The organism is Monashia sp. NPDC004114 (genome assembly GCF_053603855.1).
Genome location: NZ_JBSGGK010000011.1, coordinates 74790 through 100210, shown reverse-complemented (window position 1 = coordinate 100210; position 25421 = coordinate 74790). Strand labels below are relative to the sequence as shown.

The 25421-nt window shown below is 69.0% G+C and carries 28 protein-coding genes and 1 tRNA gene; 19 read left to right on the top strand and 10 right to left on the bottom strand.

Annotated features, from left to right (window positions below; translation table 11 throughout):
* Nucleotides 1-117 precede the first annotated feature (117 nt).
* From ACWEOW_RS15335 to ACWEOW_RS15325, 3 genes are all read left to right on the top strand, one after another.
* The gene (locus ACWEOW_RS15335; protein WP_452270079.1) at nucleotides 118-1371 is read left to right on the top strand and encodes a DUF2652 domain-containing protein; all 1254 of its coding nucleotides are present in this window, start codon (nucleotides 118-120) and stop codon (nucleotides 1369-1371) included.
* 17 nt (nucleotides 1372-1388) lie between these two features.
* Nucleotides 1389-1598, top strand: a complete 210-nt coding sequence (locus ACWEOW_RS15330) for a hypothetical protein (protein ID WP_452270078.1) — start codon at nucleotides 1389-1391, stop codon at nucleotides 1596-1598.
* A gap of 110 nt (nucleotides 1599-1708) precedes the next feature.
* Nucleotides 1709-2461: an SDR family NAD(P)-dependent oxidoreductase gene (locus ACWEOW_RS15325; protein ID WP_452270077.1), complete on the top strand. Its 753-nt coding sequence runs from the start codon at nucleotides 1709-1711 to the stop codon at nucleotides 2459-2461.
* 40 nt (nucleotides 2462-2501) lie between these two features.
* Here ACWEOW_RS15325 and ACWEOW_RS15320 read toward each other — a convergent pair whose 3' ends face one another.
* Nucleotides 2502-3017 carry a DinB family protein gene (locus ACWEOW_RS15320; protein WP_452270076.1) on the bottom strand — a complete coding sequence of 172 codons (516 nt, stop codon included), beginning with the start codon at nucleotides 3015-3017 and terminating at the stop codon, nucleotides 2502-2504.
* Between the two features lie 159 nt (nucleotides 3018-3176).
* Here ACWEOW_RS15320 and ACWEOW_RS15315 point away from each other — a divergent pair, with 159 nt between their 5' ends.
* The 4 genes from ACWEOW_RS15315 (at nucleotide 3177) to ACWEOW_RS15300 (ending at nucleotide 8140) form a co-directional block, all read left to right on the top strand.
* Entirely contained in the window at nucleotides 3177-3557 is a 381-nt protein-coding gene (locus ACWEOW_RS15315) for a hypothetical protein (protein WP_452270075.1), read from the top strand.
* 507 nt (nucleotides 3558-4064) lie between these two features.
* Nucleotides 4065-6380 (top strand): hemagglutinin, encoded by a 2316-nt coding sequence (locus ACWEOW_RS15310; RefSeq protein ID WP_452270074.1) that lies wholly within the window; start codon nucleotides 4065-4067, stop codon nucleotides 6378-6380.
* A 322-nt stretch (nucleotides 6381-6702) separates the two neighbouring features.
* Nucleotides 6703-7359 carry a hypothetical protein gene (locus ACWEOW_RS15305; RefSeq protein ID WP_452270073.1) on the top strand — a complete coding sequence of 219 codons (657 nt, stop codon included), beginning with the start codon at nucleotides 6703-6705 and terminating at the stop codon, nucleotides 7357-7359.
* Nucleotides 7360-7501: 142 nt separating this feature from the next.
* Nucleotides 7502-8140 (top strand): VOC family protein, encoded by a 639-nt coding sequence (locus ACWEOW_RS15300; protein ID WP_452270072.1) that lies wholly within the window; start codon nucleotides 7502-7504, stop codon nucleotides 8138-8140.
* An 86-nt stretch (nucleotides 8141-8226) separates the two neighbouring features.
* Here the strand turns inward: ACWEOW_RS15300 and ACWEOW_RS15295 are convergent, their stop codons facing one another.
* Complete coding sequence (locus tag ACWEOW_RS15295) at nucleotides 8227-8601, bottom strand: PRC-barrel domain containing protein (RefSeq protein ID WP_452270071.1); 375 nt, start codon at nucleotides 8599-8601, stop codon at nucleotides 8227-8229.
* 242 nt (nucleotides 8602-8843) lie between these two features.
* Between ACWEOW_RS15295 and ACWEOW_RS15290 the strand changes: the two genes are divergently transcribed.
* The 4 genes from ACWEOW_RS15290 (at nucleotide 8844) to ACWEOW_RS15275 (ending at nucleotide 11297) form a co-directional block, all read left to right on the top strand.
* Complete coding sequence (locus tag ACWEOW_RS15290; RefSeq protein WP_452270070.1) at nucleotides 8844-9347, top strand: RNA polymerase sigma factor; 504 nt, start codon at nucleotides 8844-8846, stop codon at nucleotides 9345-9347.
* A complete protein-coding gene (locus ACWEOW_RS15285; RefSeq protein WP_452270069.1) occupies nucleotides 9340-10413 on the top strand; it encodes a hypothetical protein in 1074 nt (357 codons plus the stop codon). The genes ACWEOW_RS15290 and ACWEOW_RS15285 overlap by 8 nt, the downstream gene beginning before the upstream one ends.
* A 35-nt stretch (nucleotides 10414-10448) precedes the next feature.
* On the top strand, nucleotides 10449-11033 hold the full coding sequence (locus ACWEOW_RS15280) for a hypothetical protein (protein WP_452270068.1): 585 nt from the start codon (nucleotides 10449-10451) through the stop codon (nucleotides 11031-11033).
* 87 nt (nucleotides 11034-11120) lie between these two features.
* Nucleotides 11121-11297 carry a hypothetical protein gene (locus ACWEOW_RS15275; protein WP_452270067.1) on the top strand — a complete coding sequence of 59 codons (177 nt, stop codon included), beginning with the start codon at nucleotides 11121-11123 and terminating at the stop codon, nucleotides 11295-11297.
* A 68-nt stretch (nucleotides 11298-11365) separates the two neighbouring features.
* Here the strand turns inward: ACWEOW_RS15275 and ACWEOW_RS15270 are convergent, their stop codons facing one another.
* Nucleotides 11366-11959: a TetR/AcrR family transcriptional regulator gene (locus ACWEOW_RS15270; protein WP_452270066.1), complete on the bottom strand. Its 594-nt coding sequence runs from the start codon at nucleotides 11957-11959 to the stop codon at nucleotides 11366-11368.
* Between the two features lie 61 nt (nucleotides 11960-12020).
* Between ACWEOW_RS15270 and ACWEOW_RS15265 the strand changes: the two genes are divergently transcribed.
* Nucleotides 12021-12998, top strand: a complete 978-nt coding sequence (locus ACWEOW_RS15265; RefSeq protein ID WP_452270065.1) for an alpha/beta hydrolase — start codon at nucleotides 12021-12023, stop codon at nucleotides 12996-12998.
* A 176-nt stretch (nucleotides 12999-13174) separates the two neighbouring features.
* Here the strand turns inward: ACWEOW_RS15265 and ACWEOW_RS15260 are convergent.
* Nucleotides 13175-13251 (bottom strand) — tRNA-Pro (locus ACWEOW_RS15260).
* 177 nt (nucleotides 13252-13428) lie between these two features.
* On the bottom strand, nucleotides 13429-14367 hold the full coding sequence (locus ACWEOW_RS15255; protein ID WP_452270064.1) for a metallophosphoesterase: 939 nt from the start codon (nucleotides 14365-14367) through the stop codon (nucleotides 13429-13431).
* 80 nt (nucleotides 14368-14447) lie between these two features.
* On the opposite strand from ACWEOW_RS15255, the gene ACWEOW_RS15250 reads away from it, so the two are divergent.
* Nucleotides 14448-14903 (top strand): GatB/YqeY domain-containing protein, encoded by a 456-nt coding sequence (locus ACWEOW_RS15250; protein WP_452270063.1) that lies wholly within the window; start codon nucleotides 14448-14450, stop codon nucleotides 14901-14903.
* Between the two features lie 135 nt (nucleotides 14904-15038).
* On the opposite strand, the gene ACWEOW_RS15245 is transcribed toward ACWEOW_RS15250, so the two are convergent.
* Nucleotides 15039-17459 carry a transglycosylase domain-containing protein gene (locus tag ACWEOW_RS15245; protein WP_452270062.1) on the bottom strand — a complete coding sequence of 807 codons (2421 nt, stop codon included), beginning with the start codon at nucleotides 17457-17459 and terminating at the stop codon, nucleotides 15039-15041.
* Nucleotides 17460-17741: 282 nt separating this feature from the next.
* Here ACWEOW_RS15245 and ACWEOW_RS15240 point away from each other — a divergent pair, with 282 nt between their 5' ends.
* Entirely contained in the window at nucleotides 17742-18047 is a 306-nt protein-coding gene (locus tag ACWEOW_RS15240) for a WhiB family transcriptional regulator (protein ID WP_452270061.1), read from the top strand.
* 163 nt (nucleotides 18048-18210) lie between these two features.
* On the opposite strand, the gene ACWEOW_RS15235 is transcribed toward ACWEOW_RS15240, so the two are convergent.
* From ACWEOW_RS15235 to ACWEOW_RS15225, 3 genes are all read right to left on the bottom strand, one after another.
* Nucleotides 18211-19386, bottom strand: coding sequence for an ArsA family ATPase (locus ACWEOW_RS15235; protein ID WP_452270060.1), 1176 nt, complete (start codon nucleotides 19384-19386; stop codon nucleotides 18211-18213).
* Nucleotides 19383-20411 carry an ArsA-related P-loop ATPase gene (locus ACWEOW_RS15230; protein WP_452270059.1) on the bottom strand — a complete coding sequence of 343 codons (1029 nt, stop codon included), beginning with the start codon at nucleotides 20409-20411 and terminating at the stop codon, nucleotides 19383-19385. Before ACWEOW_RS15230 ends, ACWEOW_RS15235 begins: the two co-directional genes overlap by 4 nt.
* A 168-nt stretch (nucleotides 20412-20579) precedes the next feature.
* Complete coding sequence (locus ACWEOW_RS15225; RefSeq protein WP_452270058.1) at nucleotides 20580-21440, bottom strand: alpha/beta hydrolase; 861 nt, start codon at nucleotides 21438-21440, stop codon at nucleotides 20580-20582.
* Nucleotides 21441-21524: 84 nt separating this feature from the next.
* Here ACWEOW_RS15225 and ACWEOW_RS15220 point away from each other — a divergent pair, with 84 nt between their 5' ends.
* From ACWEOW_RS15220 to ACWEOW_RS15205, 4 genes are read left to right on the top strand one after another with little or no spacing between them, the layout of a single operon-like run.
* Complete coding sequence (locus tag ACWEOW_RS15220) at nucleotides 21525-21683, top strand: hypothetical protein (protein WP_452270057.1); 159 nt, start codon at nucleotides 21525-21527, stop codon at nucleotides 21681-21683.
* Nucleotide 21684: 1 nt separating this feature from the next.
* Nucleotides 21685-22149 carry a RidA family protein gene (locus tag ACWEOW_RS15215; RefSeq protein ID WP_452270056.1) on the top strand — a complete coding sequence of 155 codons (465 nt, stop codon included), beginning with the start codon at nucleotides 21685-21687 and terminating at the stop codon, nucleotides 22147-22149.
* 10 nt (nucleotides 22150-22159) lie between these two features.
* Nucleotides 22160-23056, top strand: a complete 897-nt coding sequence (locus ACWEOW_RS15210) for an NUDIX hydrolase (RefSeq protein ID WP_452270055.1) — start codon at nucleotides 22160-22162, stop codon at nucleotides 23054-23056.
* On the top strand, nucleotides 23053-23862 hold the full coding sequence (locus ACWEOW_RS15205) for an MBL fold metallo-hydrolase (RefSeq protein WP_452270054.1): 810 nt from the start codon (nucleotides 23053-23055) through the stop codon (nucleotides 23860-23862). Before ACWEOW_RS15210 ends, ACWEOW_RS15205 begins: the two co-directional genes overlap by 4 nt.
* On the opposite strand, the gene ACWEOW_RS15200 is transcribed toward ACWEOW_RS15205, so the two are convergent.
* Nucleotides 23843-24520, bottom strand: a complete 678-nt coding sequence (locus ACWEOW_RS15200) for a Crp/Fnr family transcriptional regulator (RefSeq protein ID WP_452270053.1) — start codon at nucleotides 24518-24520, stop codon at nucleotides 23843-23845. The two genes, ACWEOW_RS15205 and ACWEOW_RS15200, sit on opposite strands and share 20 nt — an antisense overlap.
* A gap of 231 nt (nucleotides 24521-24751) precedes the next feature.
* On the opposite strand from ACWEOW_RS15200, the gene nth reads away from it, so the two are divergent.
* On the top strand, nucleotides 24752-25411 hold the full coding sequence (nth, locus tag ACWEOW_RS15195; RefSeq protein WP_452270146.1) for an endonuclease III: 660 nt from the start codon (nucleotides 24752-24754) through the stop codon (nucleotides 25409-25411).
* Nucleotides 25412-25421 lie beyond the last annotated feature (10 nt).

The following is a 25421-nucleotide window of genomic DNA, read 5'->3' as shown; positions in this document are numbered from 1 at the left end:
GTCGACCGGGCGACCGGAACCTAGCAGGACAGACAGACACAAAGGGGTCCTAGCGGCCAAATGGCCTCGAAGGAGTTACCGCCCACGACCTGTGCTGTGCCGTGCGATGGTTGGCGCATGGCAACTGAGTCGGCCTGTCTCCTCATCGCCGACATCTCGGGATACACCGGCTACCTTGCAGGCGTCGAGCTCGACCACGCGCAGGACATCCTCGCCGACCTCATGAGCACGATCGTCACGTCGTTCCGACCCGGGTTCCGGCTCGCCAAGCTGGAGGGTGACGCGGCATTCATGTTCGTCATCGCCGATCGGCTGGACGGCTCGCTGCTGCTCGACACGATCGAACGCTGCTACTTCGGCTTCCGCCGGAGACGTCGTGACGTGCAACAGGCCACGTCCTGCGAGTGCAACGCGTGCGTGCGGATCCCCGACCTCAACCTCAAGTTCGTCGTCCATCACGGCACGATCCTGCGTCAGCTCGTCGCGGGTTCCGAAGAGCTTCTCGGATCCGATGTCATTCTCGTGCACCGACTGCTCAAGAACGACGTGGTCGCATCGACCGGCATCGAGGCGTATGCGCTGTTCAGCCAGCAGTGCGTCGACGCGATGGACGTCGACGTCGAGGCCCTGGGGATGCGCGTCGCTCGCGAGACCTACGAGCACATCGGCGAGGTGTCGGTGTGGGTGCACGACCTCGACCGCCGCTGGCACCAGGAGGAGGAGCGCACCCGCGTCTTCATCGATGGGGGCCAGGCGATCTACCGGTTCGACACGCCGACCTCCGCTCCGCCACAGGTCGTCTGGGAGTTCATGACGACCCCCGGCCGGCGGACCGGCTGGCAGTTGGGCGTGACGGGCGTCGAGGTGGTCGCGCCGGGCAACCGCCGGGGCGTCGGTGCCACGAACCACTGCATGCACGGCGGGGGCGCGAGCATCGAGGAGCTGCTCGACTGGCGTCCCTACGACTACTACACCTACCGCAACACCGTGCCGACGCCGATGGGTCCTATCAGCTTCGTGGCCACGACCGAGCTCGAGCCCACCCCTTCCGGCACGACCATCCACGAGCGGTATGCCGCACCGGAGACGGACCAGGAGCGCGCGGTTGTCGAGCAGATGAGGCCCTGGCTCGACGACGTGCTTGGCCAGAGCTTCACCCGGCTGACCCAGCTCCTCGACGAGGAGCTCGACCACCAGGGACGGATCGCTGGTCCGGTCTGGCGGGCGTTCATCGAACCTCAGTCGCAGCAGGTCCCTCGCTCGAGACCACGGTGGCCGGCCCCGTTCATCTGTACGATGAGTGACGCTCTCCCGGTTCGCGATGGAGCCAGGGACGTCGCCGGTTCACTCAAAGGCGAGGTGCCGAAATGATGAGGAAGAGTTGTGCTGTGGCAGCCCTGACGCTGGCCATTGGCTGGATTGCCGCGATGCCGGCGATGGCTGCCCCGAACCCCAGCCCGGTCGCGCCCGCGCACACCGGCACGGCGTGCGCGAACGTCCTAGCGAACAACCCGCAGGCGGGCAGTGACTCGCACAGCGCGCCCCCGGCCCAGGCGAACTTCTTCGCCGTTGGGGCCGCGTTCTGCGGCATCTCCTGAGGACATCGGGCATCCGACCGTCCGGCGAGGCTCGGCCTCGGCAGCTCAGCGGCCCACACAGAGTGTCGAGGAGGCACGGCACATGAACGGACCGGCTTACGAGGTGCCCCATGTCTCTTGAGGATCGTGCAACGGGTCCGGCTGCGATCATCACTGGTGTGTCTCGTGGCCTCGGGGCCGCTCTCGGCGCCGAGCTCCTCGAACGCGGGTTCACGGTCATGGGCATCGGCCGGTCGGACAACCCGGAGCTGGCGCATGAGCGCTACGTGTTCGTCGAGCTTGACCTGTCCGACACCTCTCGAATCGACCCTGTGGTGGGGCCGGCCCTGGAGGATCTGAGACAGCGCAAACCTGCGTCGCTATGCCTGGTCAACAACGCCGCGAGCATCGCTGTCGTGGGACCGTTGGGGCGGCTTTCGGCGGCCGAGATCGACGCCGCTCTGGCCGTCAACCTGGCGGCTCCAGCGGCCCTGGCCAATCTCTTCTGCCGTGTCTTTGCCGAGGTGGACGTCCCTATGCGCGTTATCAACGTCTCCTCCGGCGCGGCGCAGACCGCGCTGGCAGGCGAAGCGATGTACTGCGTCGCCAAGGCCGGCATCGAGATGCTCACCATGGCGCTCGCCGCTGACCGGCCCGCGGCGAGCTTCCGGGCGGTCACCGTGCGTCCAGGCGTCATGGACACCGACATGCAGCTGCATGCGCGCTCGCAGCCATCGGACATCTTGCCGAGCGTCGACCTGTTCAAGCAGTTTCACCGGGAAGGGCAGCTGGTGGCGCCCGCAGTCGTGGCGTCCAAGATTGTCAGTCGGCTCATCCTCGGAGACGTCGAGTCCGCCCAAACCTACCGGTATCAAGACCTTTGAGACGCGTACTGCTGGCGGGGCGTGAGCCGCTGGGATCGGTCTAGGGCTCTTCCCCTGTTGTCCCGTCGATCAGTTCACGTGCAAGGTCCAGGTGTCCGGCGTGGCGCGCGTACTCCTGGATGAGGTGGAGCAGGATCCACTGCAGCTGTGGGGCCGTGGACGCGTCTGTGAACCGGCCGCCGAGTCGGGCCCTTTCGGTGAGCTCATGAGCCTCGACAATCGCTCGAGTCCGACGTCCGGCATCCTCGAGTAGGGCGGCGAGCTCCTCGGCCGACAGGTCTGGGGACACCCAGCCCGTTCCCACCTGGTCGGCCCACGGGTCGGAGATGGGTTCGGCCATGAATCCCCAGCGCACCCAACGCCGCTCGACGTTGACCAGGTGGTTGACCAGACCCGCGGGTGTCCAACCGGAGGGCACCGTGACCTGCTGGAGGTCCCGGCGTCCCAGCCCGCCGATCTTGCTGATGACCACCGCCCGGTAGTAGTCCAGATAACGCGACAACAAGCCTCGCAGGTCCGGCGTCGAGGACGGCTCTGGAAACGCGGAGGTCGACATGTTGCCATCCTCCCCGGCACCCCGAACCGTCGCACGGCGTCGCGAAGTATGCAGTGCAGACCTCTTGGATGAAATCGCTGCGCAGACGTTCGGGGGAGGTCGACCCTTGTCCCAGCGGGCGGCCAACGGAGCGCCGCTCGAAACAGGAGGAGAATCGGTATGAAGGGATTGACTCGACTCGGTCTGGCCGGAGTCGCGGCGGCCTCGGCTGTGGTCATGGCAGCCGGTCCGTCGCTGGCGATGGACTGCGTCAACGCCAGCAAGATGCAGGCGGCGGGGATCCAGGTCCTCCTCGGACCGAACGGGATCGAGTGGTCGACCAAGGGCGTGGCCACGCGGATCGCTCAGGGCCTGATCAACCCAGACACCGGCGAAGGCTTCCACGGTCTGATCGGGTTCGACTTCGACGGCAACGGAACACTGGACTTCCAGACCTTCATCGTCACGCCCGACAACGAGATCCCGGAGCTGGCACAGTTCAATGGGCCCAGCTGCCATGGCATCACGAACGTCGGAATCTACTTCTCCGAATGCGTGTAAGTCCTGGGACTGCTGTCACCGCGGAATTATCTGGCGGAGAATCGCTGTAGCACTCTGGAAAGGGTCACCCCTGGCGAGTTCTGAGGTCCTCAGCCCGGGGAGAGCGAGCTCGGGGGCTCCGCCCGCCAGGGAAACGTGTCGACTAGGGACCGTTTCCCGAGCGCTCCCGGGGATCTGGGTGCGAGGGGCCAGATGGGCAAGACAGCCAATCCGCGTGCGGGACAGTCGATTTGGGAGATACCTCCCAGGCGGTCGACCCATTCCACCGCACTCCCGGCACTTCACGCTCTTCATAGCGAGCCAGACTTGTAAGGGCAAATGTGGCGCAGTTCTGAGTTCTGCGATGTGACGGCGATCTCGCCCGTACCGTACATGGCAGGGCGTGTCGGGAGGGGTTGTCGAAAGGCATCGTCACGCGTCAGCGCGTTGGTGCGCTCACGTGTGCTTCTGCACGGTCCGTTAGCCGGATCGGGGGCCGGAATACCGGTTCAACAATTGGAGACACACATGAGCACGTCATGGCTCGTCTCTCGGGGAAAGCCCTCGTCAGGGGCAAGCAAGCACTCACTCTCACGTCGGCGCGGTCGGTGGCTTGCCGTCGTCGCCGCCATCACGCTTCCGGCGGCCGTGATCGCGGCGCCGGTCGCACTGGCGGGGTCGGTCCCGCCGTTCAGCATCGACGGCACGGTCCCCGGCGCGGACGGGACCCAGAGCCTCACCGACCCTGACGGCAACGTCAAGGAGCTGGGACCGCTCAACTCGAGCGCGACCAAGATCGGCGTCATCCACAACTCGCCGCTGCCGACCCTTGGCCTGACCAACCCGAACGGGCAGGTGGACCTCAACCACGCCTGGCTCGGGGCCGCAAAGGACTCGGACAACGACGACTGGCTGTACTTCGCGTGGCAGCGCGACGCCAACACCGGTAGCGGCTTCATCGCCTACGAGTTCATGCAGGACCCGCCGCCGGCCGCCTGCGACTACCTGAACAGCACCCAGCAGCAGCTCATCAACACCTGCAACCCGTGGAAGAACCGCAAGGCCGGTGACTTCATGATCCTGTGGGACCAGCAGGGTGGCAGCAAGGACCTCTACCTGCGCACCTGGTCCGGAACTGCTCCGAACCTCGTGCTCAGCGCCCCGCAGCTGCTCAACGGGAACGTCTCGGCCGCGGCATACAGCAGCGACGGCTTCCAGGGTGAGGCAGCGCTGAACCTCACCGACGCGGTCTTCGGCGGCGTCCAGTCGTGTCGCTCGTTCGCCAACGTCATCCCCAGCACGGTGACCGGCAACTCCGACTCGGCGGACTACAAGGACACCATCCTCCAGCCGGTCATCCCGGTCGGTGGCTGCACCTCGACGACCGTGACGACGCCCAAGCAGGCCGACGGCACGACGAACATCCCGGCGGGCGGTCTGTCGATCACCACCGCGGGCGTCCGCGAGGTCAAGGACTCCGCGGTCATCAACATCACCGGCGGTAGCGCCACTCCAGCCGGCACCGTCCAGTTCAGCCTGTGCAAGGCCAGCAACGCGGCCAACGCCACCTGCGACTCGGCCGCCACGCCGATCGGCTCCCCGGTCAACGTGACCGGCGCCGCGTTCCCGGCGACGGTGACCTCGCCGAGTGCCTGGGTCACGGCCGCCGCCAGGTACTGCTGGAAGGCCTCCTACAGCGGCATCAGCAGTGCGGGCATCGGCGGGTCCAGCGATGTCAGCGTCGGCGAGTGCTTCGTGGTCAACCCGGTCCAGCCGACCCTGACCACGACCGCTGGAAATGACGTGGTCCTGGGCAGCGCCGTCACCGACGACGCGTCGCTGACCGGCACTGCACCGAAGCCGACCACCCCGGCTATCCTCACCGCAGCGCCGAACCCGGCCACCCGGACCGCGGCGACCGGAACGATCACCTTCACGCTGGTCGGCCCGGGTGACTGCACGACTGTGGCCGCGACGCGGACAGCTTCGGTGAGCGGGGACAACACGTACTCGGTGTCGGCCACGCCGACGGCTGCCGGTGACTACCACTGGAAGGCGTCGTACGACGGCGACTCGCCGAACACGCTCAACGCGTCGCACAACTCCGGCTGCACCGAGACCGGTGAGGACGTCACGGTCAATCCCGCATCGACGACGACCGTCACCACTCCGCGCGTGGGCAGCACGCCGATCACCAACTTCGTGACGGTGGGCACCAGCGTGACCGACCACGCGGTCGTGACCGGCACCGCGGCCGGTGGCTCGCCGACCGGGACTGTCGACTTCTTCATCTGCAACCCGACCCAGGTCTTGGCCAACGGGGGCACCTGCTCGACGGGCGGAACTGCTGCCGGGACGGACAAGAGCATGACGGCCGGGGCCGGCAACACGGCGACCTCCGACTCGGACGCCGTCATTGCCAGCTCGGTGGGTGTCTGGTGCTTCCGGGCGGTCTACAAGCCGGGTAGCAACAGCAACTACACCGGCTCCAGCGACGCCAGCACCGGCGAGTGCTTCACCGTGAAGGACTCGACGTTGGCCAGCTCGGAGCAGACCTGGCTGCCGAACGACTCCGCCACGATCGGCTCGGCCGGCGGTACCGCGCTCAAGGGCACCCTGTCCTTCACGCTGTACGACAGCGCCGACTGCACCGGAACGGTTCTTCGGGATCCTCAGTCCTTCTCGATCGACCAGGCTTCCCCCGTGACGAAGTCGACGACCAACTCGGACGTCTTCGTCAGCGAGTCGAAGACCGTGTCGTGGAAGGTCGTCTTCACGAGCGACAACCCGTTCGTGGACAGCAGCAACCACTGTGAGAAGACCCAGCTGGTCATCACCAACTGAGTTCGACTCGCGCCCAAAGGCGGTGACCCGGCCGGAGCCGTCCGGCCGGGTCACCGACCCCAGAGCAATCCCAGTCACCTGTCCCCACCAACGGCGGGCTGGTCCCGAGCAGCCGTATGCCGCGCGACAGCCTCACTTCCCTGGGCGGCATACGGCCTCGCTCGTGTTTGGTCCGTGCTGACCCGGGCATGGTCCGCCGTCCAGGCGGCCTCGGGATCTCTCCGGACTTCAAGGCACCGACGTCCTGCCGCGGCGACTAGGGTTGCGCCACCGCCGCCGCGGGTATGTGGGCGGGGCCTTCACCTCGACGAGAGGAGGGTCCATGAGGGACGCCGCCGGTGGTATTGCGGTGCTGGCGGTCTTCGCGCTGCTGTTGGCCGCGCCAGTCGCCCTGGCCTTGCACCCCCGAGGGCCGGATGAAGTCGTGACGACCGGTTCGGCCCACGGCCACATGGGGATGGCCATCCACCCACGGCGAGGCCACGCGTTCACCGTCCCCGCCGCATGGGTCGTTGCCCTCGGGGTCATGGCGCTGGGAGTCTTCTACCTCGGCTCGGCGGGCTACGCCGCCGCGTTCTTCATCGCAGCAGGACTGTTCATGCTCTACCTGGCGTGGTCGCGGACCAGCGGCCGCGCAGGTGACGGGACCTTTACCCTGACGCCGGAAGGCATCCACCAGCTCTGGGCCGGGTCCGAGGTCTTCATTCCCTGGGACGACGTGCGTGGCCTGGTCACGACCCGGACAGACTTCATCGTCGAGACCACCGCGGCGGTCGTGCCGATGCACCACATGCCAGCGTTCCTCAGCCGGCGCACCGTCGTGACAGAGGACGCGGTGAGCTTGCCACGACGGAACCTGCCGTCAATTCCCTTCCAGGACATGGTCGAGCTGTACTCGACGAGCCCTGCGGCTCGTGCGGAGCTCGGCACCGACGAGGCGATCCGGCGGGCTCGGGCCATGCTGGTCGGCACGTCCTGAGGCCGAGCTGGAGACATTGGCGGTCACCACCATGGTCCCGACCCGGCCAGCTGACCCCTCGAACGCGTGCTCATGCGCACCCTCGCCGCCTGAGCCCGGACGGGTAGGTTGGCGGGCAGGATCCGAGTCGTGGGGAGGCACGATGGTTATCGGGGCGGGCGAGTTCTACGCGGTCGCGTCCAGCGATGACTGGCGGCTGACGTTCGAGGGCGCGTTGGCGCACTACGTGTGTCCCGACTCGCGCAGGAGAGTCGAGTTCGCTGGGCGGGTGGTGGATCTGGCGCCCGAGGGGTACGGGCCCGATCTGGAGCTGCGGGCGACGGGCGTCACGGTGCGACTGGCCTCCTCGTTCGACGCCGGCGGTCTGCCCGAGGCGGCCGCGGGCCTCGCGGCTTCGATCTCCAGGATCGCCGGAGAGCTCGGCCTGGACGCGGACGTCCAGCACCTGCAGGCGATGCAGATCGCGGTGGACGGCGGGATGGATGCGGTCCCGTTCTGGCAGGCCGTCATGGGATACGACCAGGTCGCCGACGCCGACCTTCTCGACCCGCTGGGCCGCGCTCCGGGAGTGTGGAACCAGGCCGTGAACGACGGCCGGGACGCCCCGGCACGCATCCACATCGACCTGAGCATGTCGGCCGACGAGGCTGCCCGGCGCATCGACGCAGCCGTACGGGCGGGTGGTCGCGTCGCGGACGACTCGCACGCCCCGCACTGGATCACCTTGGCCGACCCGTCCGGGAACCTCGTCGACATCGCGGCCTGGCCCGACCTGCCCTGACCGAGGCACATGTTGTCGCGTCGTGGTCATGGGTATGCCGCCGGGCAGACGCCCGGCGGCATACCTGACTCACACAACCGGTCGGGTCAGAGCGGGTTCCGCTCGTCGTAGGTCCCGCCGTAGTAGGCACCCACGCGGTCGCGGCTCGAAGGATCCGTCAGCTGGTGCTCGTCGACATCCGGCGAGTCCTTGATCTGGTCCTTCGTGCGGTCGACCCAGACGCCCCTGTCGTCCCAGTCGACCCGCTCGACGGTTCCGGCTGGCAGCATCACCTTGCGGCCAAAGATCCATGGTCCGGTGTCGACGACGACGTAGCCGGCGCCGACGTCGCGGGTAGCCGCATCGATCTTGCCGATGTCGCCATCCACGGCGTGGACCCTGAAGCCCGTCAGGTCTTCCTGTCGGGCCGTGATCCCAGTGCTCTCGCGATAGTTCCACGCGTCCCAGTTCTGGGTCGTCATGGTGTCTCCTCTCGTTCGAGTAGGTACTGCGCGCAGTTCGTACCCGAGGGTGTCCGCGTCCTAACGGTTCCAGCGCAGCCACTGTCGCCTTCACGTGACGTGCTCCGCCTACCAGCGTCCACATCGCGCCGGTCAAAAACGGCGTATCGGCCGGGTCACCGGGTGCATGCAACCCAAACGCCGTCTGGGGGTTCGTCCGGAGTGGAAGCATCATCAGGGGGGATTCGGTAGGTGGCCAGCTCATGGATGACGATGACGTGATCCGCGCCGTGTACGACCTGTCGTACCGGCGGCTCGTGACCCAGGTCGTGGCGTTGTGCGGCAACCGGTCCGAGGCGGAGGACGTCGTGCAGGAGTCGTTCCTGGCCGCCCTGACGCATCGACGAGACTTCCACGAGGCCGCCAACAAAGAGGCGTGGCTGCGGACCGTGGCGCTGAACGTGTTGCGCCACCGTTGGCGCCGAGCCCGGGTCGCCGGCCGCGTCCTGCCGAAGTTCCGGGCCGACCTGAGGATCGACCTCGGGGGGCAAGCGTCCGAGGATCACGTCGCCATCGTGGACGCGCTCAGCCGGCTCAGCCTGCCGGTGCGGGTCACGGTCGTGCTGCACTACATCGCCGACCTCAGCGTTGCCCAGATCGCGTCCGAGCTGTCCGTGCCGGAGGGAACGGTCAAGGCGCGCCTAGCCCGGGCCCGCGCCCAGATGGCCGGCCACCTCAGCGACCGTGAGGAGGCGGAGCATGTCTGACCTGCGCGGTTTCGCCCGTGACATCGAGCGGTCCATCGACCTGCCGGACTTCGAGGTCATGATCGCGGCTCAGCGCCGGGCGCGCCGGCGTCGTAGCGCGGTTGCCATCGCTGCCGCCGTCGCCGTAGTCCTGGCCCTGGCGCTGGCCGTGGCCGGCCTGAGCCAGCTCCGCACGAAGCAGATCCCGGCCCGGCCGGCACCGCAGCTGCTCGTGCCGGGCTGGACGGCGGACCAGATCGTCGGGCACCCCGACGCGTTCGTCGTCACCCAGCTCCGGTCCCGCACCCACCCGACCACCGTATTGACCCTGTGGAAACGGTGCACACAACCGCGCCCGGACCATGACTGTCTCGGCCGAGACGCCATCGCCGTCGCGGACGGAGCCGGCCACCGGTTGGCCACCCTCGCAGCCGTCACGGGATCCAGCGCGCAGCCCTCATCGGGCGGCGACGGGCTGCTCCGCGAGGTCGGCGACGGCCTCTGGTACTGGGCTCACCAGGACCCGGGGCCCTACCTGGTGTCGGCGACGATGAGCCAACCGATGCAGCTCGCGGTCCGGGACGACGCCACCGCCCACGCCTTCGGCGTCCCGAGCATCGAGTGCGCGGACCAGGTGGGCCTGTGCACGCTCGACACCAACGCAGGAACCCTGGAGCGGCTCGCCATCCCCCACGTGCCCGACATCCGCTGGGCCACCCCAACCGCCGACGGCTGCGGCCTCTGGGGCCTGGCCGGGGTGGGCGCCAAGCTGAGCCTGGTCATCCAGCAGCGCGACGGCTCCTTCGCCAGCGCCGACCTCCCCAACGCCCCCAACTCCACGACCATGGCCGAGGGCGGACCGAACTGCGAGGTCGCCCTCTACCAAGGCGTCGTCCTGGACCAGGACCAGCTGGTCGTCAGCCTCGACCAAGGCAAGACCTGGCAGATCCGCCAAACCCCGCTGCCGCAAGTTGCAGGACTGGGCGAGCACCTGCCTCACGACCGGTCCTTCATCCCGCCCCACTGGGAAGACCTCCCCCCGATGGCGCATCCACTGCCAGCCCCCGGAGCGCTCCACCCGCTCTGATCGCTCAAATTCATTCTCGCCAAAAGGAGCTCACCATGAACGCACCCCTCAAGTCCCGAAGGACCCACTCGCTCGCACTCTCGGCGGCTCTCGCGGCCGCTCTTGGAGCTGCCGTGGTCGGGGCGCCGGCGGCGCAGGCCGCGATCTGGGGCCAGTTCAAGATCGACAACCAGTTCGCCGCATCGTTCGACGAGTGCGGCATCCCCATCGACTACACGTGGCAAGGCACCGGCATCCAGACGGTCCGCACCATCGACGGCACCGACCAGGCCTACCTCGGGTCGGCAAACGTCCATATAGACGAGACGTGGACCAACGCCGCAAACGGCAAGTGGTTTGCGGGGACCTCGCACATCAACATGCGTGACACATCGGGCACCCACATCGAGGGCGACATCTGGCGATTCGACGTCAAGACCACCATCGGCGACGCCACGTACACGAGCTCCGATGGGACGGTCCTCTACCGCGACAGCGGGCTGGTCCGGGAGTACTACATCTTCGACACGCTGGGGGACCACCAGCCGGGAGGCGAGTTCGTAGACGGAGGCTTCATCAGAGCCAACGGGCACTTCACCTCACCAGACTTCTGTGAGCTCGTCGCGTCGCAGCTCCTCTGACCTCCGGCCGCCTCCTCACGGCTCGGGAGCCGTGAAGCTCCAACCGAAACCGCGCCAACATCGCACGAAACTGAGGACCTACACGCGGTGACGCTGCGCAGGATCGGACCGCTGTCCGCGGGCGCTCACACCCTCGACACGTACCTGATCCTCAACGGCCCCACCTGCGACGGCCTGGGTGACAGCACGGTCGACAACTGCCTGCCGGCCGGGACCACGTGGTTCGACAGCTACGAGGTCACGGTGCTTCCCCAGACTCGGTGACCGAGCCGGTGACCAAGCCGGTGACCAAGCCGGTGACCGAGCTTCTTGGCGGTCGTTGTCACGTCCTTTCATCGTGATGGCCGCGACCGCATGACGCCATCGAGGACAAGATCGACCAGGCTCTCGGCGACACCGTCTTCGAGCGTGCTCCGCCGTGCCAGGATCCGGAAGTGCAGGGTGCCAATCAGTGCCTCATACGCAAGTGGAGCGATGGCGGCGTCTGGGATCTCGCCGCGCGCTTCGGCGCGGTCAAAGACGACTTGGGCTCGCTCGAAGCGGTCGGCCCAGAAGGCGTCCCGAAGGCCACGAGACGTCTCGTCCTCCGCGGTTGCGGCCAGGTATGCCAGGGCGTATCCGGCCGGCGTCCGAAGGTACGCAGCGACCGACTCGATGACGGCGACAAGGTCGCCGCGGAGCGATCCGGTGTCGGGCGCCATGAGCCGTTCGCTCGAGAGGGTCATCAGCACGTCAGCCAGCAGCGCCTCCTTGGTGCCCCACTTGCGATAGATGGTGGTCTCGTTGACGCCGGCGCGGGCGGCGATCTGTCCAACGGTGAGGTCCCCAGGAGGAACCTCGACGAATAGCGCGGCCGCTGCATCCAGGACCGCGGCTCGAGTGCGGGCGGTTCGACCGCCCGGTCGGGTCTTCGGAGTGATGGTCACCACACCAGTATAAACGCAAGTGAGACTTGCATTACGCGTCTGGCCGATCCATAGTCAGATCATGAACTACGCACAGCAACCGGCCTGGCGTGAGCTCCAGGCATTCCTTCCCGCCCAGTACCAGCTGACCCCCGAGACCGAGCCGACCGAGGAGTGGTGGGCGCACCAGGGCCACGAGATCCACCTCGATACCTACCGCAACGCCGAGGCACGGGCGAAGGTCATCCTCTTTCACGGTGTCGGGACCAACGGCCGCCAGATGACGACCATCCTGGGTCGTCCGCTCGCCGAGCGGGGTTACGAGACCATCGCGATCGACATGCCGACGTACGGCGTCACCGAGGTAGCACCCGGCGCACTCGTGACCTACGACGACTGGGTGCAGATCGGCTCCGACCTGATTGATGCCGAGCTCGCCAAGGATGACCGCCCGATCGTGCTCTACGGCCTCTCCGCCGGCGGCATGGAGACCTACCACGTCGCCGCCCTCAACAAGAAGGTCGCCGGCATCGTCGGCATGACGTTCCTTGACACCAGCTCGTTCCGGGTCCGCTTCGAGACCGGCTTCGACCCGGTCAGCGGCACCTTCGGCGCCCCGTTGATGAGGGGGCTGACCAGGATCGGTCTCGGCAAGGTCCGGGTGCCGATGCGCTTCGTCTCCAAGATGCGCGCGCTCGTCAACGGGCGCGAGGCCAAGAGGGCCTGGTACAAGGACAAGACCTCGGCCGGCAACAACGTCTCGATCGCCTTCCTCGACTCGTGGCTTCAGTACCGCCCCGTCTTGTCTCCCGAGGATTTCAGCGTCGGCCCCGTCCTGCTGACTCAGCCCGCCGCCGACCACTGGACGCCGCTGCACCTCTCCGAGCCGTTCCTCGCCAGGATCACGCAGGTGCCGGTCAGCACGGTCATGCTTCCCAACGGTGGCCACTATCCTCTGGAGAAGGAGGCACTCGACCCGATGGTCGAGGCCATCAGCTCCTTCGTCGCCCAGTGCGCCGGGCAATGGGCGAGCCTTGATCCCGACGCCCAGCGTGAATGAGCGGCTGCTGCTGCACTTTGCTGCTGTACGGGCAGCAGAAGGGCGCGCTGCTCAGGTGAGCAAAGGGCTCAGACCTGCGGAGGCATTGGTCGGGGTGACGGGAACAGCAGCGCCCCGGACAACGCAGAGGGCCCGCTGTGCTCGACTCCGTCGATACAGCCGGGCCCCGCGGCATTTGGTCGGGGTGACAGGATTTGAACCTGCGACCTCTTCGTCCCGAACGAAGCGCGCTACCAAGCTGCGCCACACCCCGTTGCTGCATCGTCGACGCCAGGAGCGCACCGGAGGCAGCAAGAGGAGATGCTAGCGCAGCCCCCTGCCCATCACCGAATCGGCCCTGATCGGACCCCCCACGACCCCCGGTTGGAGGTGATGGTCCGGGAGATCCCGCGAACGAATACATCGAACCGGCCGAACAGGCGTCAGGTCGTCAGGCCTGCGAGCGGGGCACCAGGGTCAGCAGCGTCGCCTCGGGGCGGCAGGCAAGGCGCACCGGCGCCGTCGGCGCGGTGCCCAGCCCCGCCGAGACCTCGAGCCAGGCGGCGTCGTCGGGTGCCTGCGACGACGGGGTGTGCCCGGCCCCGGGCCACCAGCGCGACAGGCCCTTGGCACGGCTGGTGTCGAGGTCGCAGTTGGTCACGAGCGCGCCGTAACCGGGGACGCAGACCTGTCCGCCGTGCGTGTGTCCGGCGATGAGCAGCTCGGCCCCGTCGGAGGCAAACGCGTCGAGCACGCGCTGGTAGGGAGCGTGCGTCACGCCGATCGTCAGGTCTGCAGCAGGGGAGGCCGCTCCGCGCACGAGGTCGAGCCGCTCATAGCCGAGGTGGGGGTCGTCGACGCCGACGAAGTCGAGCCGCAGCCCGCGCACGGTCATCGTCTCGCGGCGGTTGGTCAGGTTCACCCAGCCCCGGTCGGTGAACCCGCGGACGAGATCCGCCGCCGGCAGCCGTTTGGTCGTGCCGTTGTCCTTGGCGTGGTGTCGAGTGAGGTAGCGCAGCGGGTTCTTCAGCTTCGGCGCGAAGTAGTCGTTGGAGCCGAGCACGAAGACGCCGGGTGCATCGAACAGCAGGTCGAAGGCCTCCAGCGCCGTCGGCACGGCACCGTACCCGGCGAGGTTGTCCCCGGTATTGATCACGAGATCGGGGTCCAGCGATGCCAGGCTGTAGACCCACTTGGCCTTCGCACGCTGGCGCGGCAGCAGGTGCATGTCGGACACGTGCAGGACGCGCAGCGGCTCCGCGCCCTCGGGCAGCACCGGCACCTCGAACCGCCGCAGCACGAAGGCGTTCCGCTCCACGACCGAGGCCCAGCCGAGCACCCCGGCGCCGGCGAGCCCCAGGCCCAGCACTGTCTTCGTCACGGCACGCATGGCGCCCATCCTCGCATCACCTGGGGGCGTCCCCGACAATCCGGGCGAGGCGCCGCACGGGCGCCTGCCAGACTTGGGCCATGACCACACTCAAGGAGCAGCTGCAGTCCGACCTCACGTCCGCGATCCGCGAGCGCGACCAGGTGCGGGCCGGCTCGCTGCGGATGGCCCTCACCGCGGTCACCAACGAGGAGGTCGCGGGCAAGGAGCACCGCGAGCTGAGTGACGACGACGTCCTCAAGGTGCTCACGAAGGAGGCCAAGAAGCGACGCGAGGCGTCAGCGGCATACACGGACGCCGGGCGCGCGGAGCTCGCCGCCAAGGAGGACGCGGAGCTGGCCATCCTCGAGACCTACCTGCCCAAGCAGCTGTCCGATGCCGAGCTCGAGTCGATCGTGCGAGAGGCGGTCGCCGCCTCAGGGGCCACGGGTATGCCGCAGATGGGCTTGGCGATGAAGGCGGCCAACGCGGCCGTGGCCGGACGCGCCGAGGGCGGTCGCGTCGCAGCCCTGGTCAAGCAGGTCCTCGCCGGCTAGACGGTACTGCCGGCGGCTGGCGCGCGGTCTCGACGCCGGGCGTTGGCGTGCCGGTGTCGCAGGGCCCCACAGCATGAAGCCCGAAAGCACGAACGAGGGGCTGGGCCGATGCGCCCCAACCCCTCGTTCGTCAGGTCAGCGTCTGGGGGGCTTGGTGTGGCCCGGTTTACCGCCGCCGCTCGGTGGTTGGATGACGATCGGCCCGCCGTTGCCGGGTCCGCCGTTGTTGCCGCCGCCGCCGTTGCCGCCGCCACCGCTCGAGACGTAGATCATGACCGTGGTGCCGGTCGGGGCCTTGCCGTACGGCGACGTGGCGGCCACGAGCCCGATGGGCACCTGGGAGCTCATGGTTCCGCCGACGCTGGCCGAGAAGCCCGCTTGCTGAAGTGCGGTGATGGCGTCGTTGACCGACATGCCGGTCACGTTCGGGATGTCGACGTCGCTGCCCTTGGTGAACTTGGCTGACGGCTCGGGGAAGTTGACCAGGGGCTCGCCGTCGAGCGCCCGGTTCATGATCGCCTTCCAGATCGGCGCGGCGATCGCGGCACCGTGCATCACCGGGTAGAACTGGCCCCCGACCCTGACGTTCTTCATCACCCGGGTGTTTCCGTCGTTGGGTGTGCCCACCCAGACGGCGGTCACGAGCTGCGGGGTGTACCCGACGAACCACGACTCGTTGTTGCGGTTGGACGTGCCGGTCTTGCCAGCGGACTGGCGCCGGCCGTCGTCGAGCTGGTTACGGATGCCGGAGCCGTGCGTCATGTTGTACTCGAGGAACTTGTCCGTCGCATGCACGACGTCGGGGTCGACGACCTGTTCGCAGTTCGTCTTGGGAAGTGCGACCGGCTTGCCGCCGACCGTGATCTTGGTGACCGCCACGACCGGGCACTTCTTGCCCGAGGCCGCAAGGACGCCGTAGGCGTGCGCGACGCCCTGCGGTGAGACCTCGCTCGCGCCGAGGATGTAGGACGCCGCGATCTTGCCGATCTCCGAGCCGTCCGACTGGTGCAGCCCGAGCCGCATCATGGTCGACCGGACCTTGCAGCCGCCTAGCTGCTCGGCGAGGGCGACGAACGCGGTGTTGGTCGACTTGGCCGTCGCTTCCATGAGCGAGATGCGCCCGCCACCGAACGGGCTGTCGTTGAAGACCCTCCACTCCGAGCCGGGACCGCAGTTCGCGGTGCCACCGGGCCACTCCTGCGGCGTGTACACGGCCTGCGAGTTGCCCCCGGCCGCTTTGGCGACGACCGAGGCCGTGGTGGTCATGCCGGACTCCATGGCCGTGACGAGGGCGAAGGCCTTCGCGGTCGAGCCGAACTGGAAGCCGCCGGAGCCGCCGTACCTCTTGTCGAGCGCCCAGTCGACGCTGGTCTTGTCGAGCGCGTTCGTCGCCTCCACGGTGTACGTGGTGTTCTGGGCGAAGGCGAGGACGTGGCCGGTGTTGGGGTCAGCGACGTAGGCCGCCGCCCCGATCTGTGCCTTGTTGCCGATCGGGACCTTCTTGGTGACCTCCTTCTCGGCGTAGTCCTGCAGCCTGGGGTTGAGGGTGGTGACCACGGTCATGCCGCCCTGGTAGAGCAGGCGACGGCGCTCCTCGACCGTCTTGCCGAGCTGGGGCATCTCCAGGAGGTAGTTGATGATGAAGTCGCACCAGTAGGGGTACGGCGACGCGAGGCAGGTGCTCTTGGGGTTGCTGACCTTGAGGTCCTGCTTGAGCGTGCGCTTCTTCGCGGCCTGCCAGTCCTTGTCGCTGATCCGCTTGAGCTCGTGCATGCGGTCGAGCACGACGTCGCGCCGGGCGATGGCCCGCTTCGGGTTGTTCACCGGGTCGGTCGTGCCGGGGTTCTGCGTCAGCCCGGCGAGCAGCGCCGCCTGGGACAGGCTCAGCTTGCTGGCCGGGATGCTGAAGTAGTGCTGAGCGGCGGCCTCGACGCCGTAGGCGCGGTCGCCGTAGTAGACGAGGTTGAGGTAGCCCTCGAGGATCTGGTCCTTCGTCAGCTTCTTCTCGAGGGTGATCGCGTACTTCAGCTCCTTCAGCTTGCGCAGGTAGTCCTTCTTCACGGCCTCGGCGGCGGCCTTCTCGTCGCCCTGGCTGAGTGCGGAGTACTGGAGCGAGACCTTCACGTACTGCTGCGTCAGCGACGAGGCGCCGACGGACGTGCCGCTGCGGAGGTTGGAGATGAGCGCGCGCAGCGTGCCCTGGATGTCGATGCCGCCGTGCTCGTAGAACCGGTGGTCCTCGATCGCGACCTGCGCCTCGCGCATGATCGGGGCGACCTGGGACAGCGGGATGACCTTGCGGTTCTGCAGCTGCGGCGTGGCGATGATCGTCTTGCCGTCGGCCGCGTAGATCGTCGACCCCTGGGCGAGCGGGTTGGTCGTGAACTCGCTCGGGAGCTCGTTGAACACGTCGACGCCGCTGCGGGCCAGGGCTCCGGTGGCCCCGACCGCCGGCATCACCAGGCCGGCGGCGAGCAGGCCGAGCACCAGGGCGGACGCGAGGAACGCCCCGAGCAGGCTGATGACGCCGCCGATCGAGGTAGTGCGTGAAGACATGGCCTCAAGGGTAACGGCTCGCACCATGGTCACCGGAATTCCGCTTCCTGTGCGTATCCCGCGCACGACCTGCGGCTCTGATGAGCAGCAGGTGACCATGACGGGCCGCTGGAGGTGACTAGTCACCTCCTCTCCGAAATGGTCCATAGAGGCTATGTCGGGCCCGTGTCAGTGCTCGTAATGTCTCGTTTGGGCCGAAGGGGGGCCCGCCAGATCAGGACCGGTGGGACGGTCTCGATCGGCTCGGCGACTTGGGAGGCGCCGGGCGGGGAGGGGTAGGGAATGAGTGCTGTTGCCATCGCTGATCCTTGGATGGATGAGTGGGCCAGTCAGGCCCGCTGCGTCAGCCAGGACCCCGACGCACTGTTCGTCAGGGGTAAGGCACAACACGACGCGAAGGCCGTCTGCAAGACGTGCCCGGTCCTCGCGCAGTGTCTGGCTGAGGCCCTCGACAACCGGACCGAGTTCGGTGTCTGGGGCGGGATGACGGAACGCGAGCGGCGAGCTCTGCTGCGCAAGCGTCCCGACATCACCTCGTGGAAGACCGCGCTCCGCGCGGGCATGGCCGCCCAGGGGCATCGCCTCTGACAGCCGATCCACGGCAGGCCCGCTGGTGGGGCCGTGACTACCCGGGGAAGGGCACGTCACGACCCCACGAGTGTGTCCGGGCGAGTGAGTCGGGCGAGTGTGTCAGGGCGACTGTGTCCGGCCCGGTGAGCCGGCCCCGCAAGTGCGTCCGTCGTGCCTCGAGTCACGTCCCGGCGAGGGCGCTGCCGACCTCGCGCAGGCTGTCGAGGTCGTGGACGTCGCGCCCGAGGGCGGGCACCTGCACCACGGGTATGCCGGGGTGTGACCTCGAGAACCGCTCCGCGAGCTCGCGCTGCCGTTCGGCCGTGCGCACGAGCGCGGCATGCAGCCGTAGCACCCCTGCGGCGGTCGTCGCCGACTTCGGCCCGCCGCTGTCCTCCAGCGCCTCGGCCATCGCCAGGGCCCGCGAGGGGCTGATGCCGGTCGCCGAGACGCGACCGATCCGGTTCACGACGAGCCCGGCCAGCGGCATACCGTCGGCTTCGAGGCGGTCGACGAAGTAGGACGCCTCGCGGAGCGCGTCGCGCTCGGGCGCGGCGACGACGAGGAAGGCGGTGCCCTTCTCGGAGAGCAGGCGATAGGTCTCGTCGGCGCGCTCACGGAAGCCACCGAACATCGTGTCGAGCGCGTTGACGAACGTCTGGACGTCGCTGAGCATCTGGCCGCCGAGCATCTTGGTCATCGTCGAGGTGACCAGCTGGACGCCGGCGCCGAAGACTCGTAGGCCCGCGCGGCCGCCGGCCTTGGCGGGCGCGGCCAGCAGCCGGATGAAGCGGCCGTCGAGAAAGCTGCCGAGCCGGTTCGGTGCGTCGAGGAAGTCGAGGGCGGACCGTGACGGCGGGGTGTCGACGATGATGAGGTCCCACGGCGCCTCCGGCGTGCCGGCGACGGCCTTGAGCTGGCCGAGCTTCTCCATCGCCATGTACTCCTGCGTCCCGGCGAACGAGCTGCTGACTGCTTGGTAGAAGGGGTTGGCGAGGATCTGGTCGGCCTTGTCGGGCTCCGCGTGCGCGACGACGACCTCGTCGAAGGTCCGCTTCATGTCGAGCATCATGGCGTGCAGGCTGCCGCCCGCCGAGGTGTCGATCCCGGTGACCGGGCGAGGCGTGTTGTCGAGCTCGGTCAGGCCGAGCGACTGGGCGAGGCGCCGGGCCGGGTCGATGGTCAGGACGACGACCCGGCGCCCGGACTCGGCGGCGCGCAGGCCGATCGCGGCGGCCGTTGTGGTCTTGCCGACGCCACCGGACCCGCAGCACACGACGATCTCGATGGCCGGGTCGTTGATGAGGGCGTCGATCTCGAGCGGCGGCGCGTTGCGCGCCACGGTCGCGGCGCTCACGACGCGACCCGCTCGGGCACGAAGTACGGGAGGAGCAGCTCGGCGAGCTCGCGGACCGACCCCGAGTCGACGCCTCCGGGCAGAGCGGGCAGCTCGATGATCGGCAAGCCCGTCGCCTCGAGCAGGGCGAGCTGCTCACGCTCGAGGTCGACCCGCAGGGCATGGTCGCGAGCCTCCTCCAGCAGTCCCTCGACGAGCTGCGGCGTCACCTTGACCCCGGCCTCGACGAGCTGGGCCTTGAGCGAGGGCTTGTGCAGCCGGCCCGACCGCGCCTGCTCGAGGGCGGCGTCGTCGAGGAGCGGCTCGCGCACCATGTTGACGACGATCGCTCCCGGGTGCAGCCCCTTGCTGTGCAGCTCGTCGATCGCCTCGAGAGTCTCCTGGACCGGCATCTCCTCGAGGAGCGTGACGATGTGCACGACGGTCCGGTCGGACTCGAGCATCCGGGTGATCGACCCTGCCTGGGTGTGGATCGGGCCGACCCGCGCGAGATCGGCCACCTCGGAGTTCACCGACAGGAAGCGGCCGATCCGCCCCGTCGGCGGAGCGTCGAGCACCAACCGGTCATATGCCGGTGGGTCCTCTCCCCGGTGCCGGCCGTCCTTGCGCCGCCGGCTGGCCTCGTAGATCTTGCCGATGAGCAGGACGTCGCGGACGCCCGGTGCGATGGTGGTGGCGAAGTCGATGGCGCCGAACTTCTCGAGCAGCCGCCCGGCGCGTCCGAGCTTGTAGAACAGGTGGAGGTACTCGAGCAGAGCCGCCTTCGGCTCGACCGACAGGCCGACGATCTCGCCGCCGTGTGGGAGCCGGACGATCCGGGTCTCCTCGGTGCCAAGCGGGGGCACGTCGAAGGTCTGGCTGATGCCCTGGCGTCCCTCGACCTCGGTGAGCAGGACCCGACTCGGCGCCGAGGCGAGCGCGAGGGCCAGGGCCGATGCGACCGTGGTCTTGCCAGTGCCGCCCTTGCCGGTGACGATGTGCAGCCGGGCGTCCGCCCAGGCAGCAGGAAGGTCGCCGGTCGTCACGTGCCCCACCTTAGACGCGGTGCGATCCCCCCGCCGCCAGCCCGTGACACCCCCCACCCCCGGCAACACACCGAACAGACGCCAACTATGACGGAAATAACCGTCAAGGTTTGCGATTGTTCGGTGTGTTGCCGGGGGTGGGGGTCATTGGGGGTGGGGGTCAGGGGGTCAGGGGGTCAGGGGGGCGACGGTGGCGAGGACGGTCGCGAAGACCGGGTCGTCGGGGTCGATGAGCGAGTAGTGGCCGGCATCACGCACGACCTGCTCGGTCGCATCCCCGCCGGCCGCCACAGCCTGCGCCAGGTAGTCCGTCGCCGCCCCGGGCGGGACCGTGTCGTCCTGGTCGGCGGTGACGAGGCGCACCGGGACCCGTGGCGGGAGCGAGCTCATCGGGTCCGCCGCGGTGAATGCCGGAGTGCCGGGTCCGGTGCCCACGAAGGCCCGCACCGCACCGGAACCGAGCCCGAGCCGGTCCGCTGTGCCGAGGTCGACGACCCCGGCGAGGGCGACGACGCCGACCACTCCTGCCTCGCGCGCCCACGGCTGGTTCGCCACCCAGGCGACGAGGTGGCCGCCGGCGGAGTGCCCGACGAGGATGAGCGGCCCAGGCAGCTCCTCGTCACGAGCCACGGCCACGACGAGGTCGCGCACGTCGTCGAGGGTCCCGGGGACGCCGCCACCCGGCATACCTGCCCGGCGGTACTCGGCCAGCGCGACGTGGTACCCCGCGTCGGCGAAACCCAGGGCCAGAGGCATCGCGTGCGCCCGGTCGTATGCCGCCCGCCAGAAGCCCCCGTGGACCACCACGACGGTGGCCGGCTGGGGAGTCGACCCGGGTGCGGGGCGCAGGACGTCGTAGACCTGCGCCGCGTCCGGGCCGTAGGTCCGCGTCGTCTCGGCCGGGGGTGAGGTCCGCGACAGGATGGCCTCCGACCTCGGGTCGCGAGCCGGGTCGCGAGCCGGGTCGGCGGCTGGGTCTGAGGGTGAGGGTGGAGCGGCGTCGGAGCTCGAGCCGGGGGCCGTCGTCATGGCCGACATCGTGGGCCGAGAACGTAACCAGCGCCACTCCCGCACCCAGCGAGGCCGTCCGGGGCACTGAGTAGGGTGATGGCCATGACCACGTGGGAATACCTCACCGCACCGCTCCTGATCCACAACACCAAGCAGATCCTCGACAACTTCGGGGCCGACGGGTGGGAGCTCGTGCAGATCGTCAACGGCCCGGACGGCACGAGCCTCGTGGCCTACTTCAAGCGTCCCAAGGGCAGCTGACGTGTCCGCCGTCGAACAGCGCCTTGCCGAGCTGGGTCTGACCGTGCCCGAGGTCGTCCCGCCGGTGGCCGCCTACGTGCCCGTCGTCCGAGACGGCAACCTCGTCTTCACCTCCGGCCAGCTGCCGATGGTCGACGGGTCCCTCGCGGCCACGGGCAAGGTCGGTGCCGAGGTCGACGCGGACGCCGCGAAGACGCTCGCCCAGACGTGCGCCCTCAACGCCATCGCTGCGATCAAGTCCGAGGTCGGTGACCTCGACAAGGTCGCTCGCGTCGTCAAGGTCGTCGGTTTCGTCGCCTCCGACCCGAGCTTCACCGGCCACCCCGGTGTCATCAACGGTGCGAGCGAGCTGCTGGTGAAAGCCTTTGGTGACAAGGGAATTCACGCGCGGTCAGCCGTCGGCGTCGCCGCGCTCCCGCTGGACGCCCCCGTCGAGGTCGAGGTCGTCGTCTCCGTCGCGGACTGAGGCGGTGCCCGTGGGTCGATACTTCCCGTTGCCGGCCGCGCCGGGCATGGCCGAGGCGGCCACGCGCTGGCTGGCGGGCGAGCGCTGGGAGGCGGCCGAACCGCGCCGCGCGAGCACGGTGATGCTGGTGCGCGACATCGGCAGCCGCGGCGGCAGCGGCGGCAGCGGCGGCAGCGGCGCCAGCGGCGGCACGGAGGTGTTCATGCTCCGACGGGTCGCCGGCATGGCGTTCGCGCCGAGCACCATGGTGTTCCCTGGCGGAGGCGTCGATGCTCGCGACGGCGACGTCGACCTGCCGTGGGCGGGCCCGTCGCCGTCGGAGTGGGCCGACCGCCTGGGCTGCAGCTCTGCCGAGGCGCAGATGTACGTCGCCGCCGCCGTCAGAGAGGTCTTCGAGGAGTGCGGCGTGCTCCTCGCCGGTCCGTCGGCGAACGGGCCACTGGCGCAGGTCGTCGACGGGCGCTGGCGCCAGGTTCGTGCCGACCTCGTCTCACGGGCCGCATCGCTCGGGCAGGTGCTCGCCGACAACGGGCTCGTCCTGCGCTCGGATCTCATCGCCGCCAAGGCGCACTGGCTGACGCCCGTCTTCGAGCCCCGGCGGTTCGACACGTGGTTCTTCGCCGCGCTCATGCCGTCGCACCAGCTCGCCGACGGGGACACCTCGGAGGCGGACGAGGCGGGGTGGGTCGTCCCCGACGAGCTGCTCCGCGAGTATGCCGCCGGGTCGGCTCTCATGCTCCCGCCGACGGTCGTGTGCGTGGAGCAGATCGCAGCCGCGGGCAGCGCCGCGGACTTCGTCCTGCACACCGAGCACCTGCCGCTCATCATGCCGGAGGTCGTCGAGGGCCCTGCCGGGCCAGCCATGGTGGTCGAGCATCTCGTCGAGCCCACGGAGCGGCAGCCGTGAAGGGAGCTGCGCCAGACCCGGCCTGGGCCGGCGGGCTGGTCAGCGAGCGGGCCACCTGCGTGCTCTGCCACAACCCGTCGCCGATGACCCTGGACGGGACGAACACCTGGGTCCTGGCCGAGCCCGGCTCCTCGGAGGTGGTCGTCGTCGACCCGGGCCCGCTGGACGAGGGGCACCTTCAGACGGTGCTTCACCACGTCGCCGAGACCGGGCGGCGCGTCGCACTCACGTTGCTGACACACGGTCACGACGACCACGCCGAGAGCGCCGACCACTTCCACCAGCTGACGGGAGCGCCGGTGCGAGGCTTCGGTCGCGGCCACGACGACATCCGCGCCGGAGAGACGATCGCCGTGGGCGGGCTCGAGATCCTCGCCGTCGAGACTCCCGGCCACACCAGCGACTCCTTCTGCTTCGTGCTGCCTGCCGACAACACCCTGCTCACCGGCGACACCATCCTCGGCCGCGGCACCACCGTCGTGGCCTGGCCCGACGGCAACCTCGAGGCCTACCTCGGCTCGCTCGACCGGATCGAGGGCCTCACCCAGGCAGGCACGGTCGCCAGCCTGCTGCCCGGACACGGACCGTTCGTCGAGGACGCGGCAGCGACGGTGACGTTCTACCTCGAGCACCGCGCCGAACGGCTCGACCAGGTGCGTCAGGCGGTCGCCGAAGGTGCGCAGACGGCATACGAGGTCGTGGAGCGCGTCTACTCCGACGTGCCGCGAAGCGTGTGGCCGGCGGCCGAGCTCTCGGTGCAGGCCCAGCTCGAGTACCTCCGAGAGGTCAGCGGGCGCGGCGCTTGAGCCGCTCGACGTCGAGCAGCAGCACCGCCCGCGCCTCGAGCCGCAGCCAGCCGCGCGTCGCGAAGTCGGCCAGCGCCTTGTTGACCGTCTCGCGGGAGGCGCCGACGAGCTGCGCCAGCTCCTCCTGCGTGAGGTCGTGGGACACCATGATGCCGCCCTCGACCGGCCGCCCGAACCGCTCGGACAGGTCGAGCAGCGCCTTGGCGACGCGGCCCGGCACGTCGGTGAACACGAGGTCGGCGAGGTGGGCGTTGGTGCGGCGCAGGCGCTGCGCGAGCGCGGCGAGCAGCGCCTTGGACACCTCGGGGCGCCCGGTGAGCAGCCCCGTGAGCGAGTCGTTGCCGAGCCCGAGCAGCTGCGTCTCGGCGACCGCGGTCGCGGTCATCGTGCGCGGGCCCGGGTCGAACAGGCTGAGCTCGCCGAACATCTCGCCCGGCCCGAGGATCGCCACGAGGTTCTCCCGGCCGTCGGCGCTCGTGCGGCCGAGCTTGATCTTGCCCTCGGCGATGACATAGAGCGTGTCGCCGCGGTCGCCCTCGTGGAAGAGCACGTCGCCGCGCTCCATGCGGCTCGGGGACATCTCCGACTGCAGCGCAGCGGCCGCTTCGTCGTCGAGAGCCTTGAACAGGGGCGCGCGCCTCACCACGTCGAGATCCACGGGGTCAGTGTGCCACGTGCCGTATGCCGCCGCCCGCCCTCCGCGACGACGTCCCGGGTGCTTGTCCGTCGGGTGTCGGCGCCTGAGGGCCGGGGACCGAGACCGCGCCGGAGCGGACGTGGCCGGTGTCGTTACCACCCAGCCCGGCGGCATACAGTGTCGTCTGTGTCTGCCCGTGCCCTCGTGACCGCCGACGAGACGCCGGTCGCGCGCGTCCGTCGAGCTCGGAAGATGTACCGCGCGCTGCACGACCGCTACCCGTACGCCCACTGCGAGCTCGACTTCACCACTCCGCTCGAGCTGCTCGTCGCGACGATCCTGTCGGCTCAGACGACCGACGTCGGGGTCAACAAGGTGACACCGATCGTCTTCGCGAAGTACCGCACCGCCGCCGACTACGCCGGCGCGGACCGCGTCGAGCTCGAGACGATCATCCAGCCGACCGGTTTCTACCGGAACAAGGCCGACGCGCTGATCAAGCTCGGCGCCGCGCTCGTGGAGAACTTCGACGGCGAGGTGCCGGGGCGGCTCAAGGACCTCGTGACCCTGCCCGGCGTCGGCCGCAAGACGGCCAACGTCGTGCTCGGCAACGCCTTCAACGTTCCCGGCATCACCGTGGACACACACTTCGGCCGGCTCGCCGGCCGTTTCGGCTGGACCGAGGAGACCGACGCGGTGAAGGTCGAGCACGCGGTCGGGGCGCTGTTCATGCGCCGCGACTGGACGATGCTCAGCCACGTCGTGATCTTCCACGGCCGCCGCACCTGCCACGCCAAGCGGCCCGCCTGCGGCGCCTGCCCGGTCGCGCGGTGGTGTCCCGCCTACGGGATCGGTGAGACCGACCCCGACAAGGCGGCGAAGCTGCTCAAGTTCGAGCTGGCCCCGAAGTGACACATTCGGC

Coding starts and splice junctions, on each gene's coding strand:
- ACWEOW_RS15225 (WP_452270058.1), bottom strand. CDS start 21,440: ATGACGACGGCCCCCGGCTCGAGCTCCGACGCCGCTCCACCCTCACCC.
- ACWEOW_RS15335 (WP_452270079.1), top strand. CDS start 118: ATGGCAACTGAGTCGGCCTGTCTCCTCATCGCCGACATCTCGGGATAC.
- nth (WP_452270146.1), top strand. CDS start 24,752: ATGTACCGCGCGCTGCACGACCGCTACCCGTACGCCCACTGCGAGCTC.
- ACWEOW_RS15305 (WP_452270073.1), top strand. CDS start 6,703: ATGAGGGACGCCGCCGGTGGTATTGCGGTGCTGGCGGTCTTCGCGCTG.
- ACWEOW_RS15320 (WP_452270076.1), bottom strand. CDS start 3,017: ATGTCGACCTCCGCGTTTCCAGAGCCGTCCTCGACGCCGGACCTGCGA.
- ACWEOW_RS15295 (WP_452270071.1), bottom strand. CDS start 8,601: ATGACGACCCAGAACTGGGACGCGTGGAACTATCGCGAGAGCACTGGG.
- ACWEOW_RS15280 (WP_452270068.1), top strand. CDS start 10,449: ATGAACGCACCCCTCAAGTCCCGAAGGACCCACTCGCTCGCACTCTCG.
- ACWEOW_RS15220 (WP_452270057.1), top strand. CDS start 21,525: ATGACCACGTGGGAATACCTCACCGCACCGCTCCTGATCCACAACACC.
- ACWEOW_RS15250 (WP_452270063.1), top strand. CDS start 14,448: ATGACCACACTCAAGGAGCAGCTGCAGTCCGACCTCACGTCCGCGATC.
- ACWEOW_RS15325 (WP_452270077.1), top strand. CDS start 1,709: ATGTCTCTTGAGGATCGTGCAACGGGTCCGGCTGCGATCATCACTGGT.
- ACWEOW_RS15315 (WP_452270075.1), top strand. CDS start 3,177: ATGAAGGGATTGACTCGACTCGGTCTGGCCGGAGTCGCGGCGGCCTCG.
- ACWEOW_RS15255 (WP_452270064.1), bottom strand. CDS start 14,367: ATGCGTGCCGTGACGAAGACAGTGCTGGGCCTGGGGCTCGCCGGCGCC.
- ACWEOW_RS15240 (WP_452270061.1), top strand. CDS start 17,742: ATGAGTGCTGTTGCCATCGCTGATCCTTGGATGGATGAGTGGGCCAGT.
- ACWEOW_RS15245 (WP_452270062.1), bottom strand. CDS start 17,459: ATGTCTTCACGCACTACCTCGATCGGCGGCGTCATCAGCCTGCTCGGG.
- ACWEOW_RS15310 (WP_452270074.1), top strand. CDS start 4,065: ATGAGCACGTCATGGCTCGTCTCTCGGGGAAAGCCCTCGTCAGGGGCA.
- ACWEOW_RS15265 (WP_452270065.1), top strand. CDS start 12,021: ATGAACTACGCACAGCAACCGGCCTGGCGTGAGCTCCAGGCATTCCTT.
- ACWEOW_RS15290 (WP_452270070.1), top strand. CDS start 8,844: ATGGATGACGATGACGTGATCCGCGCCGTGTACGACCTGTCGTACCGG.
- ACWEOW_RS15300 (WP_452270072.1), top strand. CDS start 7,502: ATGGTTATCGGGGCGGGCGAGTTCTACGCGGTCGCGTCCAGCGATGAC.
- ACWEOW_RS15285 (WP_452270069.1), top strand. CDS start 9,340: ATGTCTGACCTGCGCGGTTTCGCCCGTGACATCGAGCGGTCCATCGAC.